Genomic DNA, 19,686 nt, shown 5'->3' on the forward strand with positions numbered 1-19,686 from the left:
GTAGCAATACTACAAAAAGACTTGCGTTAATTTCGTAGTTTTGATAAAGTTCACTCATCGAAAGAAAAGACAGCTACCTCAGTGTGAGGCGGCGCTAATGCAAGGAGATAGACCATGCGTTCAATGATGAAATTTTCCAAAACTGTAGAAGCTTTCCAGCAATTGCTCGTTAAATCGTACGGCTGGACACTGACTCTGCCTCGCTAAGCGAGTGGCAAACCGGTTTCGTAGTGTGTAGTAAATCGTAGTGTTGTAGTACCCGCGACGAAAGTTGCGTTATCGACTCCATCCTCCTGTGCCCGATTCAGTCAACATCGCAAGATGTTTGCTAATCGGGTTTTTTTTGTCCAAATAACGGCGCTTTCCATTGTGGCGAGATAGTTTTTGGTAAAGTGATGTTTTTCCCTGCGAGCTTGTTCTGTGCGATTGCTTACCCTGCTCTGTGCCATTTCGACTGCTATTTCGACAACTATCGCCGCGCCGGCGTGGGCAGAGACAGAGACTTTCCGCTATGACATCCGGCTGGAAGCGCCGTCCGCAGCACGCGATTTGTTGGTCAAACATTTGAATATCTACAAATGGCAGCAGAAAAACCGCTTTACCCCCGAGCTGTTGCAGCGTGAACTCAGCGCGCTGCCTGCCGCCGCCAGCGATCTGTTGGCTACCGAAGGCTATTTTGATGCCAAGGTGGAGGCCACACTCAATGAAGATACCGCCACGGTGTATATCAAGGTAGACCTTGGTGAGCAAACGATGGTGGGCAATACCTCTGTTGTTTTACAGGGTGCTATTGTGGATGATCCCGAACGCTACGCCACTTTGATGCAGCGCTTTAGCCGCCGTGGCGATTTGCTGGAAGACGGGCCGTTTAGCCAGTCGATCTGGGATGATTTCAAAAAGCGCGCTTTGCAAACCGTGCAGGCGCGGGACTACCCGGCGGCCAGCCTGCTCGATAGCGAGGCGGTGATTGATCCGGTACGCAAAGAAGCCCAATTCAATCTGCTGATCGATAGCGGCCCGGCCTATGTGTTTGGTCCGGCTACGATTAACGGTTTGTCGCGTTACCCCGAAGGCCTGGTGCAGGAGAGGATCAAAATTGCCGAAGGCAGCCGCTATAGCCGCTCGGCGCTCAATGAGTTGCAGGCCGATCTGCAAAGCATGCCGCACTTTGCCACCGCGCTGGTCGATGTGCAATTACCGCAACAAGCACCCTATGTGGCACCGATTCGCGTTGACGTGCAGGAAGTGCCATTCAAGCGCTGGAACGGCAGCCTGGGTTACAGCACCAATACGCGCTTCAAGTCCGAAGCTGCTTACCGCTACCATGATTTGTTCGACAAAGGCTGGGTATTTGACGGCCGCGTGCGGCTGGAGCAGCTGGAGCAGGCCGCCGAAGCCAGCGTGACTTTTCCGCGTGGCGCGAGCAATTGGGAGCATCGCGTCTGGGGCTCGGTGCTGGCGCAGGATTTGCAGGGTTTGAACTCGCATTTATATAAAACCGGCATTTCGCGTGTGCAGAAAAAGGATGAAATCGAGCGCTTTTTTGCCTTGCAGTACCAGATCGAGTCGCGCAAATTCGACGGCGGTGGCGAGGAATACCCGCAGTCATTTACGCTCAATCATGTCTGGACCCAGCGCAAGCTCGATAACCCCAATAACCCGCGCAATGGCTATCTGCTGCAGCTGGAAGCGGGTGGCGCGCTCAAGCAGATTTTGAGCGATGCCAGCTTCTTGCGGCTGTATGGCCGTGGTGTTTATTACTCGCGCATTGGCCAGCAGGGGCAGTTTATCGGGCAGGCCAGCGTAGGGCAGACGTTCTCGGGTTCGCCCGCCGGGATTACCAGTGATTGGCTATTCCGGGCTGGTGGCGCGGGCAGTGTGCGCGGCTATGATTATCAATCACTGGGTGTACAGAGTAATGGCTCAACTGTGGGCGGGCGTGTGCTGGCCACGGCCTCACTGGAATACCAGCATCCGGTGATTCGCGATTGGCGGGCAGCGGCTTTTGTCGATTACGGCGGTGCAGGCGCCGATTGGCAAAGCCTGCAGCCGGTCACTGGGCTGGGGCTGGGTGCGCGCTGGAATAGCCCGGTTGGGCAGGTGGGGATGGATCTGGCTTATGGCGTGGATTACCAGCAAATTCGTTTCCACTTTGCGATGGGGTTGGCATTTTGACGACATCCGGCCTGCCTGATCCGGCAACACCTGCTTCTGAACTGCAGGAAAACCTCACCGTGCCCGCAGCAGAGCCACAAGCTACTGGCCAAGCGGGTCAAGGCCGCAAACCTCGGTATGGCTTTGTGCGGCGTTTGCTTCGCGCCGTGTTCTGGAGCACCTTAGTTACTTTCAGCCTGATTGCCTTGCTGTTGTTTCTGGCGCTGAGCTGGTTTAATTCGGCCTCCGGCCGTTATTGGCTGACCGATGCGATCAACCGCAGCCAGATTGTCAGCGTAGCGGCGATTGAAGGCTCGTTCTGGTCCGAGCTGCAGATCAAGCAGCTTAGCGTGAAGACCGACGATCTCACTCTGGTGCTGGACTATGGGGTATTGGAGTGGGAGCCATATATGCTCTTGCTTCGCGACTTATACCTGCCTAGAGTGTCTTTGGGCGAATTATCCATTCAAACCAAAGCTGCGCCGCCCAATGCGCCACCCACGCCTGCGCCCGATAGCCTGTCGCTGCCTTTTGGCATGCATCTGGACGAGTTTTCGCTCGCCAAGCTCAATATCAATGGCAATCTAATCACCGATATTCGCGGTCGGGTATCGAGCAATGGCCGTTTTCACCGCCTGCAGCTTGAGCAGTTGCAAGTGCCACAAGGGCGTCTGGCCGCTGCGCTCAATATCACCGGCAAAAAACCGTTTCAAAGTGCGGGCTCTTTTGTTTTAAGCGGGCAGCTGGAGGGCGAAGCGATTCAGGCCGTTGGCCAGCTGGAAGGCCCATTGCGCGCGCTGATGGTGCAGGCCTCGGTGAGCCATCCACGGCTAAGCGGGAAAATCAGTGTGCAAGCCGATGTGTTTGCGCCGTACGCTTATCAGCTGGTTCGTCAGGGGCAGATCAATGTACGCGGCCTTGATCCATCGCTGTGGCAGCGCGACGCGCCGCAAGCCCGGCTGGATCTGGATGCCCGTTTTGAGCCGGTGAAAGACGGGGTGGATGGGCAGCTGACGCTGAAAAATCACCTACCGGGTGCGCTCGATCAGCATCAATTGCCGCTGCAACACGCCACGCTGCAATTTGCCCTGCGCGATCAGACGCTGAATATTGCCCGCCTTGATGTGCAGTTGCCGGGCAAAAGCAGCGTGCAGGCTCGCGGCCAGATTGCACAAGGGACGCTGGATTTGCAACTGCAAGCGCAGCAGATCGACCCGCAAACGCTGTGGTCGCCGCAGCCCAAGGGCGAAATGAACGGCAAACTGCAGCTTAAAGGCCCATGGCTGACGCCGGGTGTGCAGGGCGAGATTAGCGATGTGCAAAGGCAGGCCAAATTAAAGCTCGATATTGGCTGGATCAAGCCCGAAACCGAGCGCCGCCTGGCGATTCGCGAGCTGCAATTGAGCCGGGGTGCCAGCCAGCTGGCGGCCAAGGGCGAATTTAATCTGCAGGCGCTGCAGGATTTTGCCGCTGAGCTCACGCTGAAAAACATCAATCCGGCCGAGTTTGCCCAGATACCTGCTGGACGTATATCCGGGCAGGCCAATATCAAAGGGAAGTTGCAGCCTAAACCCCTGCTGGATCTGCAATTCCAGCTGCAGGACAGCGTATTTAACCAGCAAGCGCTGACCGGGCAGGGCCGTGTTCAACTGAGCGCAGAGCGCCTGAGCCAGAGTGATTTCTGGCTGGCGCTGGGCAATAACCGCATTAGTGCCAGCGGTGCGCTGGGCCTGCCTGCCGATCGCTTGCAGCTGGAGCTGGATGTGCCCAATCTGGCCGTGCTGGGTAGCCAATTTACTGGCCGCATCGACGGTGGCGCGACGCTCTCCGGCGCATTGCTGCATCCGCGAGTGGACGCCCAGCTGCAGATCAGGCAGCTGGCCACGCCTTTTGCCGCGAAAGTGCAGCAGGCCGATATTGATCTGGCGCTCAGCAGTGATTTGCAAGGCGCGATTCGCGTTGGTGGCAAAGTTCAGCAGCTGGTTTATGCACAAACCCGGATCGATCAGCTGACGCTGGCGATCAATGGCACGATGCAGCAGCATGATTTTAATCTGCAGGCGACTGGTAGGCAGGCGATGGCTCCGCCTGACGCTGGCAAAGCCGAATCCGGCGAAACCAAACCCGACGAGACTGTCGCGCTGGCGCTCGATTGGCAATCGCGGGGTGGTTTTGACGCGCAGCGGCGCTGGCAAGGGCAAATTCTGGCATTGTCAGGGCAGGCCGGTTTGCCGTTCAAATTGCAAAACTCACCCAAGCTGGTCTTGGCCAGCGATGAGCTGGAGCTTGACCCGGCCAGCCTCGCTATTGGGGCAAGCCAGATTCAGTTGCAGCAAACGCAGTGGAAAAAAGGCACTTTTGTCTCCAGCGGCCAATTGCGCTCGCTGGCGCTGGCTGAATGGTTGAAGTTGGGCAAAATGATTCACCCCGCCACAGCTCTGGACACGGATCTACAACTGGCAGGCGATTGGCAAATCAGGCAGAGCGGGGTTTTAAACGGCACATTCAATCTGGCGCGTGTGAGTGGCGATGTGCGCTGGCAGGATGCGCAGCGGGGAATGATCCCACTGACCTTGCGCAAGCTAAGCGCAAGTGGCCAGCTGGAGATGAACCGGCTCACTATTCAGGCGCAGCTCGAGAGCGAGAAATTTGGCCAGCTGGGTCTAACTGGCTCGGCGCTGGTCGACCTGGCGCAAGGTGGGCTAGATGCTGCAGCGCCAGTGAGCGCCAGCGTTAAGGGTACATTACCTAATTTGAGTGTGTTTGCGCCTTTTCTGGGGCCGGATACCAAGCTGGCGGGTGATGCGGTGCTTGATGTGCGCGTGAGCGGTAGCGTCAGCCAGCCCCAATTGGGCGGCAGCATCCGCGCTGCGCATCTGCTTTACGCCGACACGCAGGCCGGGATCAAGCTGCAGGACGGTGAGCTGGAGCTTGTGCTGAGTAATCAGGATGTGATTTTGAAGTCGTTCTCCGCCAAAGGCGTATCCAAAGGCGGGATCAAGGTTTCGGGCTCGCTCAGTCTGACCGGTGGTAAACCCAATGGCCAGCTCAAGCTGCAGGCCGAGCGCTTTACGCTGATCAGCAAGCCGGAAATGCTGCTGGTGCTGAGCGGGCAGGGTGGTTTGAGCGTAGCGGACGGTGTGCTCAGCGTGAACGGCAGCTTTAAGGCCGACGCGGGCGATATTCAGTATCAGTCTTCCGATGTGCCCAAGCTGTCAAATGATGTGCGCGTGATTGGCAGGGAGAATAAAACCCGCTCGGCGAATGTGATGAAGCTCAATATGCTGCTCGATTTTGACCTAGGCGATCAGTTTGTTTTCCGTGGCTACGGGCTGGAAAGCCGCTTGCTGGGTAAGCTCAGGTTAAAAGCTGTGCCCAATCAGTTATTGACAGCCTCGGGCACCATTACCACCGAGGGCGGCGAATATAAGGCCTACGGGCAAAAACTGGTGATTGAGCGCGGCATTTTGTCGTTTCAGGGCGCGGTAGATAATCCATCGCTTGATATTCTGGCCATGCGCCGTAATCAGGCGGTTGAGGCCGGCGTGCAAGTCAGCGGCAATGCCTATGCGCCACGGGTTAGCCTGTATTCGGAGCCCAATGTGCCGGACGCGGAGAAAATCTCCTGGCTGCTGTTTGGTCACGGCAGCGATAGCATGGCCAAATCCGATGGGGCGCTGGTGCTGCAGTTGCTTAACGCAATGGCGAGTAATGGCGCCAGCGGCAAAGGCCTGACCGACGAAATTCTGGGGAATTTTGGGATTGATGAAGTGGGCTACAAGTCCAAGGAAGAGGACGATGGCACGACGACGCAGGTGGTGACGGTGAGCAAGCATTTGAGCAAATCACTGCGCGTCTCGCTGGAGAAAAGCTTTAACGGGCTGAGTGATGCGGTGAGTTTTACCTTGCAGCTATCGCGCAACTGGTCGCTGGTGTCCCGCATTGGCGTGGATAATAGTGCGGTGGATGTGAAATACACGCTGACTGCAGACTAAACAACAGAGCCTAACCTGCCTACTTAAACGGCGTTCTGGCCAGCACCAGATTGATCACGCGTGCGGCTCCGGCTTGCTTTAAGGCCTTGGCCGCCGCTTGCAGGCTGGCACCGCTGGTTATTACATCGTCCACCACGATAATCACCTGCCCGCTGCAATTGCCCCGGCATGCAAAAGCGCCGCGCAGATTTTTCCAGCGCGCTTGTGCGCTCAATCTGCTTTGATGCTCGGTATCGCGCACGCGCAGCAACAGCTCGCGCCTGAGGGCAATGCCGGACAGCTGGCTGAAGGTGCGAGCAATTTCCAGCGACTGATTAAAGCCGCGCTCGCGCAAGCGCTGCCGGTGCAGCGGTAGTGGCAGCATGCAATCGGCGTTCAATCGGGCAAGTTCGTTCAATCGAGCAAGGTCAGTATCCAGCTGCCCAGCCAGCGCCGGGAAAATAGCCCACTGCCGGGCAAATTTGGCCGCATGGATCATCGATTGCAAGGGCTCGACAAACAGATACAGCGCCAGCGTCTGATCAAAAGCAGGAGGCTTGCGCAGGCAGGCCCCGCATACATGACCCTGTGTGTCGGGTCGAGCGCAGCGCGGGCAGCTCTCGGCGGCCTGCCAGCGCGGCAAAGCCTGCTGGCAGGGCTGACAAATGGCCGAGTTCGCTACTCCCGATTGCGCCTGATTGAGCAGGCCACGGCAGACCAGACATTGTGCCGGGATATAGTTGTTCAAAAAACGGCTGAATAAATTTGACAAGTTATCCTCCCGCTCGGACAATCCCTCCAGAATAGAATCTATCTGGATAATCTGCCGCATGAGCCAAGCCACCTGTACTTCAACTTCAACGCAAACGATCGAATTCAAACGCCACACGCCGCACCCCGAGCAAGATCTGTGGTCGCGCGAGGCCATTCAGGCGCTATTTGATTTACCGCTGAACGATCTGCTGTTTCAGGCGCAAGTGGTTCATCGCGAAAATTTCGATCCAAATAAGGTGCAACTATCGACGCTGCTGTCGGTAAAAACCGGCGGTTGTTCGGAAGATTGTGGCTATTGTTCACAATCCAAACGCTACGACACCGGTCTGGAAGCGCAAAAGCTGATGGATGCCGATGACGTGATCGCCGCAGCCGCGATTGCCAAAGAAAACGGCTCGTCGCGCTTCTGTATGGGTGCTGCATGGCGCGGTCCGAAAAACCGTGATCTGGAAGAAGTGAAAAAAATGATCGCCGGCGTGAAAGCGCTGGGGCTGGAAACCTGCGCGACCTTTGGCATGCTCAAAGAAGGGCAGGCCGAGCAGCTAAAAGACGCGGGTCTGGATTACTACAACCATAATCTCGACACGTCGGAAGAAAAATACAGCGACATCGTCAGTACGCACAGCTACGCCGACCGCCTCGATACCTTGGGCAAGGCGCGTAAAGCGGGCTTGAATGTGTGTTCGGGTGGGATTGTCGGCTTGGGTGAAACGCGACTGGACCGCGTGGGCTTGATCGGCCAGCTGGCCAATCTGGACCCGCAACCTGACTCGGTGCCGATCAATAATCTGGTGCAAATCGACGGCACGCCACTCGATGGCTCGGAAAAAGTCGACTGGACCGAGTTCGTGCGCACGATTGCCGTTGCGCGCATTACGATGCCCAAATCATTCGTTCGCCTGTCGGCAGGTCGTCAACAAATGCCCGAGGCGATGCAGGCTTTGTGTTTCCTCGCTGGCGCGAATTCGATTTTCTACGGCGATAAATTGCTGACGACAGGCAATCCAGAAGTGGAAGGTGATAAAGCGCTATTCAAAAAATTGAATCTGCAGCCTTTGTGATCTTTTGTATGGGGTATAGCTCTCTGAGTCAATTCAATAATGGGCTTAAGAGATATACCCAGTGCAATAAAAAACCACGCTATCCAGCGTGGTTTTTGTTTTGACATTCTCGCGAAGCGAGGCACCCTCTCAAGGAGAGGGCGGGGGAGTGGGTATAAAACATGAGGCTGCAGGGCTTGCATTTATGCCTCTAGGGCTCGGCTTTGCCGAGACCTGCGCTATAAACCACAACCGTTCGTGCAGCCTAGCCGCGTACTTTCTTGATCACTTGCAGCAATTGCTCAACCGCGTCGTCAGCTTTGCCGGATTTCAAGGCTTGGGCGATGCAGTCTTGTGTTTGCTGTTCGAGCAGGATCAGGCCCAAAGCGTCGAGCGCCGAGCGCGCAGCAGCCACTTGATTGAGCACGTCGCTGCTGGTGCGGTCTTCTTCGATCATGCGGGTGATGCCTGAAACCTGGCCGACGATGCGGTTCAGGCGTTTGATCAGTTGGTCTTTGTTTTGGCGCTCTTGCTTAAGGCTTGATGTCATATCCAGCTTCCTCTATCTTGGTTTCCAGCTCTGCGCGGCTGGTTTGCGTGGCGTCGAACACAATGCGTGCTGTGCCGGGGTTTAAGGTGACGGTGGCACTGTGCACCCCCGCAACCGCTTCCAAAACACGCGTTACCGCAGCCGAACAGCCGCCGCAACTCATGCCTTCGATTTTCAATTCAATGGTTTCTTCAATTGCTTGCATCGGATTTCTGCCATTTAAAACGTTTCAATAACAGGGCATTGCTAATTACCGAGACCGATGAGAGCGCCATGGCGGCACCAGCAATCATCGGGCTCAAGAGGCCCAATGCGGCCAGCGGAATGCCCAGAATATTGTAAATAAAAGCGAAAAACAGGTTTTGCCGGATCTTGCGCAGCGTGGCGCGCGAAAGCGCAATCGCCGCGCTGATATGGGCAATATCGTTGTGCATCAGCGTAATGTCGGCGGTTTCCAGCGCCACGCTGGCTCCGCTTTTCATCGCAAAGCTGACATCCGCAGCGGCCAGCGCGGGGGCGTCGTTCACGCCATCGCCGGCCATGGCGACGCGTTTGCCGGCTTTTTGCAGTGCCAGCAAGGTCTGGTATTTGTCATTGGGCGAGCAGCGGGCGTGAAACTGGCTAATACCCAACGCTTTGGCGACGCGTGCGGCGCTGTCCGGATGATCTCCGGTCAGCATCAGCACCTCGACGCCATTCGCTTGTAAGCCCTGAATGGCGGCCAGGCTGCCGGGGCGAATTTGGTCCTGCAGCATGAATAATGCGGCAGGCAGGGTATCGACTGCTAGAGCAATCACAGTATGACCTTCAGTCTGATACCGGGCTAATGTATCTTGCAAGCTGGCGATGGTTTCGGCGGGGAAAACCCAGTCTGGGCGGCCAATCTGGAGCTGATGCCCAGCAACGAGTCCGCGCAAACCAAAACCAGCCGTTGATTCAATCTCGCTGGCGTCGAGTAAAGACTGCTTGGGCGATTGCTGGCTGAGCGCCGCTTGAAAAGCGTGCGCCAGCGGATGTTGCGAGTGCAATTCCAGGCTGGCTGTCCACAGCAGAATATCTTGCGGCGTGAAAGTGGTCGCAGCGAGGTATTCGGTGGCGATCAGCTGCGGCTCGCCAACGGTCAGCGTGCCGGTTTTATCAACGATCAGCGTATCAATATGGCTGCCCAGTTCGAGTGCACTGGCGTTGCGAAACAGGATGCCGTGCTGGGCACCCAGACCGACGCCGACCATGACGGCCGCTGGTGTCGCCAGCCCCAGCGCGCAAGGGCAGGCAATGACCAGTACTGCCACCGCATGAATAATGGCCGTGCTGCTCTCTTGCGTCAGCAGGTAGGTGGCGATCAGTGTGATCAGCGCAATCAGCAGAATAACGGGCACAAAAATGGCCGAGATGCGGTCGGCCAGTTGCTGAATCGGTGCCTTGCTGCCTTGGGCCTGACTTACCAGATTGACGATTGCAGCCAGCTGAGTCTGGCTGCCGATGGCGGTGGCTTTGATTTGTGCGCTGCCCGCCAGATTACGTGTCCCGGCATACACGGTGTCGCCCGGTAATTTGCTGATGCTGAGGGATTCACCGGTCAACATGGCTTCGTTCATTTCCACCTGGCCCTGGATGATTTCACCGTCAATCGGGGCGGTTTCGCCATCGCGTAATTGCACAATATCACCGGGGACAATCTGCCCAAGCGCAAGCGCCACCCACTGACCATCACGCAGCACACTGGCCGTTTGTGGCTGCAGCGCGAGCAGGGCCGACAATGCGGCACCGGTGCGCTGTTTGGCGCGTGATTCCAGCCATTTTCCTAGCAAGACCAAGGTAATGACGCTGGCGCTGGCTTCAAAATACAAGGTATGCAGCCCGCTAAAGTACGCCCAGGTGCTGTAACCCCACGCTGCGCTAGTGCCCAATGCCACCAGCACATCCATATTGGCGGCGCCACCGCGCACGGCCAGATACGCGCCACGATAAAACCGCCAGCCAGCGATAAATTGCACCAGACTAGCGAGGACTAACTGCAGCAGTGGTGACAAAGCACCGTGCTCGCCAGTGATCATCAAAAGCATGTCATATAGAAACGGCAAGGTGCCGATCACGGCCAGCCAGAGTGTCCACGGCTGTTGTCGGCTTAGTGATGGCTGTGCTGCACTGGCTTCGCTAACCGCATTGGCCGCGTAGCCAGCACGGCTAATCACCGCCTGAAAATCACTGATTTGAAATTGCCCGGCTTTGGCGGTGATGGTGGCGGTTTCAGTGGCGAAATTGACTTGCGCATGCTCAATGGGCAATTTGCGCAACTGTTTTTCAATTCGCGTCGCACACGCTGCGCAAGTCATACCGCTGATCGCGAATGTGAAATTTTGACTGGGAATTTGAAACCCGGCTTGGTGAATCGCCGCCTGTATGGTTTTCAGCTGCGAGGTATCGGCAACGATGCTGGCACGCTCGCTGGCAAAATTGACGCTGGCTTGTACGCCATCGAGGCGGTTGAGCACTTTTTCCAGCCTGTTTGCGCAGGCAGCACAAGTCATGCCTTCGATAGGTATATCGAGGTGTTCATGATTGGAAGCGGTGTGTGCATGAGTACCCATAGGGGTATGGTAGCCACAATACCCAATACCCGCAAGGGGTATTTGCGCGTAGCAAAAGTCATGCAAATTGATCAAAAAGACCGCGTTAGCAGTTTGAAGATCATCGCGGCTGTCTGCTGGCTTGTTAATTTTTACAGGAAAATGAATCGGATAAAGCTAAGCAAAATATGTGTCGTTTTGCCTATGGCGTCTATCAGTGAATGCTTGTTTCCTTACAGTCTAGCGTTTATGCTGACCAAAGACGTTTCAACCGGTTCAGTAAAAATTGGGTAATCAATTCGTGATGGTTTCTTTTTTTCAGCGCATCGGACAGTTCTACAGCGCTAATCGCCTAGCCTGGCACTTGATTATTGCAGTTTTTCTGACCGGCCTGGTGGTGACGGTGGCGATGACTTTGTTTTTGCTCAAGCAAGAATACGATCGCAGCCTGGCGCAGACGCAGTCCGATTTGCTAACACTGGGCAAAAGCGCCACGCCACAGCTGGCTAGCAATCTGTGGCTGGTCAATACCGATGCCATTCATGGCCAGCTCAATTCCTTGCTGCAAACGCGCGTTGTGCAGCATGTGCTGCTGATTGAAAGCGATGGCCAGCAATACAGCGCGGGCCCCTCGCTCGAATCCGATAGCAATAAAGTAACCAAGACCTTTCCGGTGGTCTATCTGCACCCGCTGACCAATAAGCAGGTGGTGCTTGGGCAATTGCAGATCAGTACCACCTTGTCCGAAGTCGAATCGCGCCTCTATGCCCAGTTTTTGCGCCTGCTGATTTTGCAGGGTTTGGGCATGGCGACGGCCGCGATTTTCTTCCTGATTCTGTACCATCGCTTGATCGCCCGCCATTTGAGCCATATTGCTGAATACACGCGGCGTTTTAACTACCAGCAATTATCCGAGCCCTTGCATTTATTTCGCCGCAGCAATAAGCCCGACGAGATGCAGACTCTGGTCGATGCGATCAATGAAATGCGCCGCAATATCCGGCGTGGTCATCAGGAGCGCGAAGAGGCCAGACGGGCTTTGTATGTCGAAAAAGAGCTGGCCGAGGTGACGCTGATTTCCATTACCGACGCCATTTTAACGACCGATAGCGATTTCAAAATCAAGCTGATCAATCCCGCAGCCGAAGCGCTCACTGGCTGGAATGCGGCCGATGCGCGCGGGCGCGAGGTGGCTGATCTGCTGTGTCTGGGCGGCGATCTAACACCGGAAGAATTGCACAGCACCTTGCTCAGGGCACGGGATAATCTTAAAGCGCAAGACGGGCAGAAAGCCATGCTGCTCAATCGCGAAGGCGCCAAACTCAATGTGGAATACGCCGTCGCGCCGATTTCCGACCAGGATGGTCATGTTGTCGGCTTGGTACTGGTATTGCACGATGTGACCGAATCGCAGGCCTTGACCGAAAAGCTGGCTTATCAGGCCGAACACGATTACCTGACTGGGCTGACCAACCGCCGTGGTTTTGAAAATGCACTGAATCTGGCGCATCAGCAGGTGCTCTCGGGTGGCGAGCCTCAGGTGCTGATGCTGCTGGATCTGGATCAATTCAAGCTGGTTAATGATACTTGCGGGCATCTGGCTGGTGACGAGCTGCTGCGGCACGTTACCTCACTCCTACAGGGATTGATGCTGCCGGGGCGTTCGGTGCTGGGGCGTCTGGGGGGCGACGAGTTTGGCGTTTTGCTCTCCAATGTCACCAACGCTGAAGCCCAGATGCTGGCCGAGCGTATTTTGCACGCACTGGCTCAGTTTCGCTTTGTCTGGCAAGACCGGCCGCATGGCGTGACGGTGAGTATTGGTCTGGTTAAGCTCGACCAGCGCTGTGCAACGCCGCAAGAGGCCATGAGTCAGGCCGATGTCGCCTGCTTTGCCGCTAAAGACGGCGGGCGCAACCAGTTAAGCTGGTACAGCAGCGAAGATCAGGATTTGCAAGAGCGGCATAATGAAATCCAGCTATTGGCGACTTTAAAAGAAGCGATTGAGCAAAATCGCTTCCAACTGTATTGCCAGGCGATTGTGCCGATGAATTCGCGTACCAGCGAAGTGCATCATCTGGAAATTCTGCTGCGGCTGGTCGATGGCGCTGGCAGGGTGATTGCGCCGGGCGCCTTTATTCCGGCTGCCGAGCGTTTTGACATGATGGCGCAGGTTGATAAATGGGTGGTCGAAAATAGCATCGCGTATTTGGCGCAGTGCCAGCAGGCCAATCAGCCGCTGCCGCATATTGCGATCAATTTATCGGGGAAATCTCTAAACAAGCAGACGCTGGCGTTTATTTTGCAGCAGCTGGATCGCACACAGGTGCCGCCGTATACGATCTGCTTTGAAATTACCGAAACGGCGGCGATTTCCAACCTGAAAGAATCGTCGATGTTTATCGAAACCTTGCGCACCCGTGGCTGCAAATTTGCGCTGGATGATTTTGGCAGCGGTTTTTCATCGTTTAATTATCTGAAAACCTTGCCGGTGGATTTTCTGAAAATTGACGGCAGTCTGGTGACCGATATCGCTGAAGACAAGGTCAGCCGCCAGATGGTGATTGCCGTCAACGATATTGCGCACAGTCTGGGTTGTCGCACGATTGCCGAATTTGTTGAAGATGAAAGCATTCTGGCCGAGCTGACTGCGATTGGCGTTGATTATGCGCAGGGCTATTACTTTGGCAAACCGCAGCCCTTGCCGGTGATTGCTGCGGCTTAATCGCACTGGTCATAGCATACAAGGTGGAGTATTGCTCTGTAGCTAGCTCCGATATTGTTCTACAGGGCAATACCCCTTGTTTGATGCTGGTCGGTGAACCGGAATCGGTGATAAATCAATCGACCTAGAATTTAACTTCTACCGCATTGGCATCCAGCGCCGTTTTCAAATCGCTAATCAACTCATCGCGCAATAATACCCGCCACTGATGGCCCAGCCTGACCATGCAGCTGGCCAGCTCGTTCTGGTACTGCACTTCAACAGCGCACCCTTCCTCGCTGCAGTGGGCTGACAGCAGTGATTTCAGTTTCTCTGCGTCGTTCATCGTGCCCAGATTCAATTTCAGCGCGCGGGCAAAGTGGCTGCGCGTTTCGGCAATGTCAAAAACCCGTTCGGCGACAATGCGCTGACCGCCAGAAAAACGGTCTTCCGATACCTTGGCTTCAACCACAATCAGCGCGTCGTCCTTGACCTTGGTGCGGTTGGCTTCAAAAACATCAGAAAACAGCGCCACTTCGACTTTGCCATTGCCGTCGTCCAGCTGGACAAAACCCATCCGGCCGCGCTCGCCGTTTTTAACGCGCATGCCTGCCACGATCCCGGCGATAAACTGCGGTTCACGCTGGTTTTGCAGCCGATCGAGCCGGGTTTTGATTAGCCCTTTGATGGCTTTGGCGTGAGCGTCAAACGGGTGGCCCGACAAGTAGAAACCAATCGCGGTTTTTTCTTCTGCGAGCTGGACTTTATCATCCCAGCGCGGCGCTTCGATGGTTTCAAATTGTGGCGCTGCCGCCGGTTCCAGCATGTCAAACAGGCTGATCTGATTGGCGTTGGCGTTGGCGGCTTCGGCCACCGCCATCGCTTGCTCGACATTGGCCATTAGCCGGGCGCGATGATCGTCGATTGCATCAAATGCGCCACCACGTATCAGCGCTTCCAGCACGCGTTTGTTGACTTCTTTCTTGTCGGTGCGGCTGCACAAATCGTAAATCGACGTGAACGGGCCGTTTTTCTCTCGTTCGGCGACGATCATATTGACTGCGCCTTCGCCTACGCCTTTGATCGCGCCCAGTGCATAACGAATTTGCCGTTTGCCAACTGGCATAAAGCGATAAAAGCTTTGATTGACGTCGGGCGGCAGAATTTCGAGTTTGTTTTTCTCGATGCAATCGTCAAAAAACACCTTGAGCTGATCGGTGTTATCCAGCTCGGACGACATCGTCGCAGCCATAAAGGCCGCGGTATGGTGTGCTTTGAGCCAGGCCGTGTGATACGACACCACGGCATAGGCGGCCGTATGCGACTTGTTAAAGCCGTACTCGGCAAACTTGGTCATCAAGTCAAACAGCTGCTCGGCCAGCGCCGGATCATAGCCTTTCTTGGCCGCACCCTCAGCAATCGTCGCCCGGTGTTTGGCCATTTCTTCCGGTTTTTTCTTACCCATCGCCCGGCGCAACATATCGGCGCCACCGAGTGTGTAGCCGCCGATAATCTGCGAAATCTGCATCACCTGCTCTTGGTAAACGATGACGCCGTAAGTCGGCTCCAGACATTTTTCCAAGTCAGGGTGGAAGTAGTCGGGCTGCTCAATGCCTTTTTTCCGGTTAATAAAGGTATCGACCATGCCTGAGCCCAGCGGGCCGGGACGATACAGCGCCAACACCGCAATGATGTCCTCAAAACGGTCAGGCGCAAGTTTTTCGAGCAGGCGTTTCATCCCGTCCGACTCGACCTGGAATACGCCAGTGGTGTTGGCATCGCGGAAAACCTGATACGCAGCCTGATCGTCAAAGCCTAGGCTCATCAGATCAAGGTATTCACCAGTCTGGTTTTTGATGTATTGCAGCGCCAGCTCGATAATTGTTAAGTTGCGCAGACCCAAGAAGTCAAACTTGACGAGGCCCACCGATTCAACGTCGTCTTTATCGAGCATCGACACCGGCGAGGCATCTTCGCCGCTGGCCTGGTATACTGGGCAAAAGTCGGTAATCTGCCCCGGAGCGATCAATACCCCCCCCGCGTGCATACCGATATTACGCGTCAGGCCTTCGAGTGTTTTGGCCAGCTCCCATAGCTCGCGCAGCTCTTCCTCACGCTCAATGCGCTCGGCCAACTCGGGTACCATTTCTACCGCATCATCAAGGCTGTATTGCTTGCCCGGTGCGGCCGGGATCAGCTTGGAGACGCCATCGCAGAACATATACGGCAGATCCAGCACACGGCCGACATCACGAACCACGGCTTTGGCGGCCATCGTACCGAAAGTCGCAATCTGGCTAACGGCTTCGGCGCCGTATTTTTCGCGGACATACTCGATTACGCGCCAGCGGTTTTCCTGGCAGAAGTCAATGTCAAAGTCCGGCATTGAAACGCGTTCTGGATTCAGGAAACGCTCGAACAGCAGGGCGTAGGCCGTTGGGTCGATATCGGTAATGCCAAGGCTATACGCAACGAGCGAACCCGCACCTGAGCCACGGCCAGGCCCGACCGGGCAGCCGTTGACCTTACCCCAGGCGATAAAGTCGGCAACGATCAGGAAGTAGCCCGGAAAACCCATCTGGATAATGGTGTCGGTTTCAAATTTGAGCCGGTCGTAATAGCGCGGCCGCTCGGCTTCGCGTTTGGCCTCGTCGGGATAAAGCTGCGCCAGACGCATCTCCAGGCCGCGTTTGGCCTCATATACCAGAAAGTCATCCAGTGTCATGCCATCCGGTGTTGGAAACAGCGGCAGATAGTTTTTACCCAGCACAATCGACAAATTGCAGCATTGCGCAATGGTGACGGTATTGGCGAGCGCTTCGGGCAGGTCGGAAAACAACTCCTGCATTTCGGCCATCGATTTGAAATATTGCTCTTCGGTAAAACGCTTGGGGCGGCGTTTGTCGGCCATCACGAAGCCTTCGGCAATGCAGGTACGGGCTTCGTGGGCTTTAAAGTCTTCGCGATTCATAAATTGAATCGGATGCGTGGCGACGACCGGCAGATTCAGCTGCTCGGCAAGATCCAGATGGCCTTGCAGGCTTTTCTCGCTGCTTGCGCTGCCGGTACGCTGGAGTTCCAGGTAGAAAGTACCGGGAAACAGGGCAGACCACCACTGCGCTGCTTGCTGCGCCGCCGGATGATTATTGGCCAGAATCTGCAGGCCAATTTCACCATGTTCGGCGCCAGAGAGGCAGATTAATCCACTATTGTCGCCCTGAGTCAGCCATTCTTTTTTCAGTTCACCCCGGCCGCGATACTGATTGCTTTTATAGGCTTGCGTGAGTAATTCGCACAATCGGCCATAACCTGCGCGGTTTTTGCAAATCAGCAAAATGCGCGATGGTTTATCGCGGCCATCTTCGTTTTCCACCCAGGCATCCAGGCCGACAATCGGTTTAAGCCCGGCATTGCGGCAAGCTTTGTAGTGCTTGACCAGGCCAAACAGATTCATCAGGTCAGAAACACCCAGTGCTGGCATCTGTTCGGACTTGGCGCGTTTAACCGCATCGTCCAGCCGAACAATACCGTCGGTCACGGAAAACTCGGAATGGAGGCGCAGGTGAATAAAAGAGGGGGTAAAGGAAGGCGTATTCATGCCGATATTTTAACACCAGCGCTTCTTTGCCGTTGGCGTTTTAGCTGATCTTTATCGTGGCCGGGGGTATGATGGTTGCGATGAGCACAAATAAGGGAGTTTGGTATGGATGCCGGTTTAGTGAATGCCGCCAGTAGTGCAGGGCCCAGCGATGTGGCCCCGCTGATGATGCTGAAAAAGGCGATGGATATTCAGGCGCAGACCACCTTGAGCCTGCTGCAAAGCATCCCTCAGGCACCCGCGACGAATAATCCGCCCAATCTGGGGCAAAACGTCGACGTTAAAGCCTGAAAAAAGCCCACTATTGAGTGGGCTTGGGGGTATTACTTGCTAGGGCTTAGTGTAACTGGCTCATCGGGCAATACATGCCATTCTTTAACTAGGCGCCAGCCGTTTTTACTGTCACTAATTTCAGCTTGCCAGCGCTCAAGCGCCAGCGGGTGTGCCAGTTTGCCAGCAAATAGCGTTGGTGCTTGCGGTTTCAAATTGAGCGTCTGATCAATACCCACCCGGGTTGGGTGCGAGAGTTTTAACGTCAATTCCCCTTCAAAAGCCTGATTCAGAATAATGCGCACACTCTGCTGATCGCTTCCCAATAGCAGTTGAGCCTGTAATCCCTGCGCTGCCGCATGCTGATCCTGAGCGAGGCGCTCATTAATCCGCTGGCCGTCTTTGTAGTAGCTGTCGCTAACCAGCCCATCTTTATTGGTATAAGCCAGATAGGCCATATTGATCCCACCTATAATCGCCAGGGCAGGGAACAGGATGATTAGCCAGACAAAATAATGTTTATACCAGGGTTTTTCGTCCATCAGTCTCTTCCAATAAAAGTGGCTTTTTCGCTTACGGTAATGCCGTGTTCATCCAGTGAGTTCACCGTGATCATGATCGGGTGACTTCCCGCTTTGGCTTTGCCCGGGGCGACTTGCAAGCGAACTGAGACATTGGCGGTGGCTGTTGGTTCCAGTTGGTACTGACCAGTACCCTCTGGCACAATTTTCATGCCGTCCAAGCCCGTTGCGCTGATGACATAGGTGTGCGTTTTCTCGCTGGCGTTCTGGATTTGTACGCGGTAGCTGTTTTCCAGCCAGCCGTCTTCCACTTCCCGCACCAGCGCAACGCGATCACGCTCGATATTAACCTTGATGGGTTGGCGGGTATAAAGCGAATAAACCGTTGCGCCCAGAATAATGGTCAATACCAGCGCGTACATGATGACGCGCGGTCGTTTGAGCTGCTTGTGGATGTCTTTTTCCGGGTATTTGTGTTCCAGCGCGTTTTCTGTTGTGTAGCGGATCAGGCCACGTGGGTAGTTCATTTTGTCCATGACTTCGTCACAGGCGTCAATACAGGCGGCGCAGCCTATGCATTCGTATTGCAGACCATCGCGGATGTCGATCCCTACCGGACAGACCTGCACACAGATCGAACAGTCAATACAGTCACCCAGACCCTGTGCCTTGTAATCCGCGCCTTTCTTGCGCGTGCCGCGTTGCTCACCGCGCCCGCTGTCGTAGCTGATGATCAACGTATCGGCGTCAAACATCGCGCTCTGAAAGCGGGCGTAGGGGCACATATACTTGCAAACCTGTTCGCGCATCCAGCCAGCGTTGCCGTAGGTGGCAAAGCCGTAAAACAGAATCCAGAATATTTCTGTGCCTGTGAGTGTGAGCGTAATCAGCTCAAGCCACAGCTCGCGGATTGGCGTGAAGTAGCCCACAAAGGTAAAGCCAGTCCACAGGGCAAACAAGATCCATAGCGTATGTTTGCTGGTTTTAAGGCGGATTTTTCGGCCATTGAGCGCGCCGTTATCGAGCTTGATGCGCGCTGCACGATCGCCTTCAACCCATTTTTCTATCCACAGGAAAATTTCGGTGTACACCGTTTGCGGACAGGCGTAGCCGCACCAGAGGCGGCCACCTATCGTCGTCCAGGCAAACAGGCCAAATGCGGACAGCAAAAGCAGGGCGGTTAGGTAGATAAAGTCTTGTGGCAGAAAAATCAGGCCGAAAATGTAGAATTTGCGCTCGACTAGGTCAAAAAGCAGAGCCTGGCGTTCATTGATCTGCAGCCAGGGTATGCCGTAGAAAAACAGCTGCGTGGCGATCACAAAAAAAATCCGCCACTTGTTCCAGAAACCATTGATCCAGCGCGGGTAGATTTTCTTGTGCGCGGCGTACAGCATCACTTCTTCAAGCTCGCCATCGTCTTTGACGTTGACCACATGTACTGGAATGTCTTTGAGTTTCTGGCTCATTTCTCGCTCCGGTCAGAACATTCATTAAACGGCGTTCGTTTAATCAAGGCACTGCAAGTAAATACAAG

The 19,686-nt window shown here is 55.2% G+C and carries 12 protein-coding genes; 5 read left to right on the forward strand and 7 right to left on the reverse strand.

What is annotated here, in order from left to right; genetic code table 11:
* Positions 1-420: 420 nt before the first annotated feature.
* Positions 421-2,175 (forward strand): autotransporter assembly complex protein TamA, encoded by a 1,755-nt coding sequence (locus ABHF33_RS14750; protein WP_348944657.1) that lies wholly within the window; start codon positions 421-423, stop codon positions 2,173-2,175.
* Entirely contained in the window at positions 2,172-6,149 is a 3,978-nt protein-coding gene (locus ABHF33_RS14755; protein WP_348944658.1) for a translocation/assembly module TamB domain-containing protein, read from the forward strand. Before ABHF33_RS14750 ends, ABHF33_RS14755 begins: the two co-directional genes overlap by 4 nt.
* Before the next feature lie 19 nt (positions 6,150-6,168).
* On the opposite strand, the gene ABHF33_RS14760 is transcribed toward ABHF33_RS14755, so the two are convergent.
* Positions 6,169-6,900 (reverse strand): ComF family protein, encoded by a 732-nt coding sequence (locus ABHF33_RS14760; RefSeq protein ID WP_348944659.1) that lies wholly within the window; start codon positions 6,898-6,900, stop codon positions 6,169-6,171.
* 58 nt (positions 6,901-6,958) lie between these two features.
* Here ABHF33_RS14760 and bioB point away from each other — a divergent pair, with 58 nt between their 5' ends.
* The gene (gene bioB, locus ABHF33_RS14765; RefSeq protein ID WP_348944660.1) at positions 6,959-7,963 is read left to right on the forward strand and encodes a biotin synthase BioB; all 1,005 of its coding nucleotides are present in this window, start codon (positions 6,959-6,961) and stop codon (positions 7,961-7,963) included.
* Positions 7,964-8,207: 244 nt separating this feature from the next.
* Here the strand turns inward: bioB and ABHF33_RS14770 are convergent, their stop codons facing one another.
* From ABHF33_RS14770 to ABHF33_RS14780, 3 genes are read right to left on the reverse strand one after another with little or no spacing between them, the layout of a single operon-like run.
* Positions 8,208-8,492, reverse strand: a complete 285-nt coding sequence (locus ABHF33_RS14770) for a metal-sensitive transcriptional regulator (protein ID WP_157669553.1) — start codon at positions 8,490-8,492, stop codon at positions 8,208-8,210.
* The gene (locus ABHF33_RS14775; RefSeq protein WP_348944661.1) at positions 8,476-8,697 is read right to left on the reverse strand and encodes a heavy-metal-associated domain-containing protein; all 222 of its coding nucleotides are present in this window, start codon (positions 8,695-8,697) and stop codon (positions 8,476-8,478) included. Before ABHF33_RS14775 ends, ABHF33_RS14770 begins: the two co-directional genes overlap by 17 nt.
* Positions 8,684-11,083 (reverse strand): heavy metal translocating P-type ATPase, encoded by a 2,400-nt coding sequence (locus ABHF33_RS14780; RefSeq protein ID WP_348944662.1) that lies wholly within the window; start codon positions 11,081-11,083, stop codon positions 8,684-8,686. The genes ABHF33_RS14775 and ABHF33_RS14780 overlap by 14 nt, the downstream gene beginning before the upstream one ends.
* A 283-nt stretch (positions 11,084-11,366) precedes the next feature.
* Here ABHF33_RS14780 and ABHF33_RS14785 point away from each other — a divergent pair, with 283 nt between their 5' ends.
* Complete coding sequence (locus tag ABHF33_RS14785) at positions 11,367-13,784, forward strand: EAL domain-containing protein (protein WP_348946641.1); 2,418 nt, start codon at positions 11,367-11,369, stop codon at positions 13,782-13,784.
* 124 nt (positions 13,785-13,908) lie between these two features.
* On the opposite strand, the gene dnaE is transcribed toward ABHF33_RS14785, so the two are convergent.
* Complete coding sequence (dnaE, locus tag ABHF33_RS14790) at positions 13,909-17,361, reverse strand: DNA polymerase III subunit alpha (RefSeq protein WP_348944663.1); 3,453 nt, start codon at positions 17,359-17,361, stop codon at positions 13,909-13,911.
* Between the two features lie 105 nt (positions 17,362-17,466).
* On the opposite strand from dnaE, the gene ABHF33_RS14795 reads away from it, so the two are divergent.
* Complete coding sequence (locus ABHF33_RS14795; RefSeq protein ID WP_157669557.1) at positions 17,467-17,652, forward strand: YjfB family protein; 186 nt, start codon at positions 17,467-17,469, stop codon at positions 17,650-17,652.
* A 32-nt stretch (positions 17,653-17,684) separates the two neighbouring features.
* Here ABHF33_RS14795 and ABHF33_RS14800 read toward each other — a convergent pair whose 3' ends face one another.
* Together ABHF33_RS14800 and ccoG are read right to left on the reverse strand one after the other, a co-directional pair.
* Positions 17,685-18,173 carry a FixH family protein gene (locus tag ABHF33_RS14800; protein ID WP_348944664.1) on the reverse strand — a complete coding sequence of 163 codons (489 nt, stop codon included), beginning with the start codon at positions 18,171-18,173 and terminating at the stop codon, positions 17,685-17,687.
* On the reverse strand, positions 18,173-19,618 hold the full coding sequence (gene ccoG / locus ABHF33_RS14805) for a cytochrome c oxidase accessory protein CcoG (protein WP_348944665.1): 1,446 nt from the start codon (positions 19,616-19,618) through the stop codon (positions 18,173-18,175). Before ccoG ends, ABHF33_RS14800 begins: the two co-directional genes overlap by 1 nt.
* Positions 19,619-19,686: the final 68 nt, after the last annotated feature.

The organism is Chitinibacter sp. FCG-7, assembly GCF_040047665.1.
GTDB classification, from domain to species: domain Bacteria; phylum Pseudomonadota; class Gammaproteobacteria; order Burkholderiales; family Chitinibacteraceae; genus Chitinibacter; species Chitinibacter mangrovi.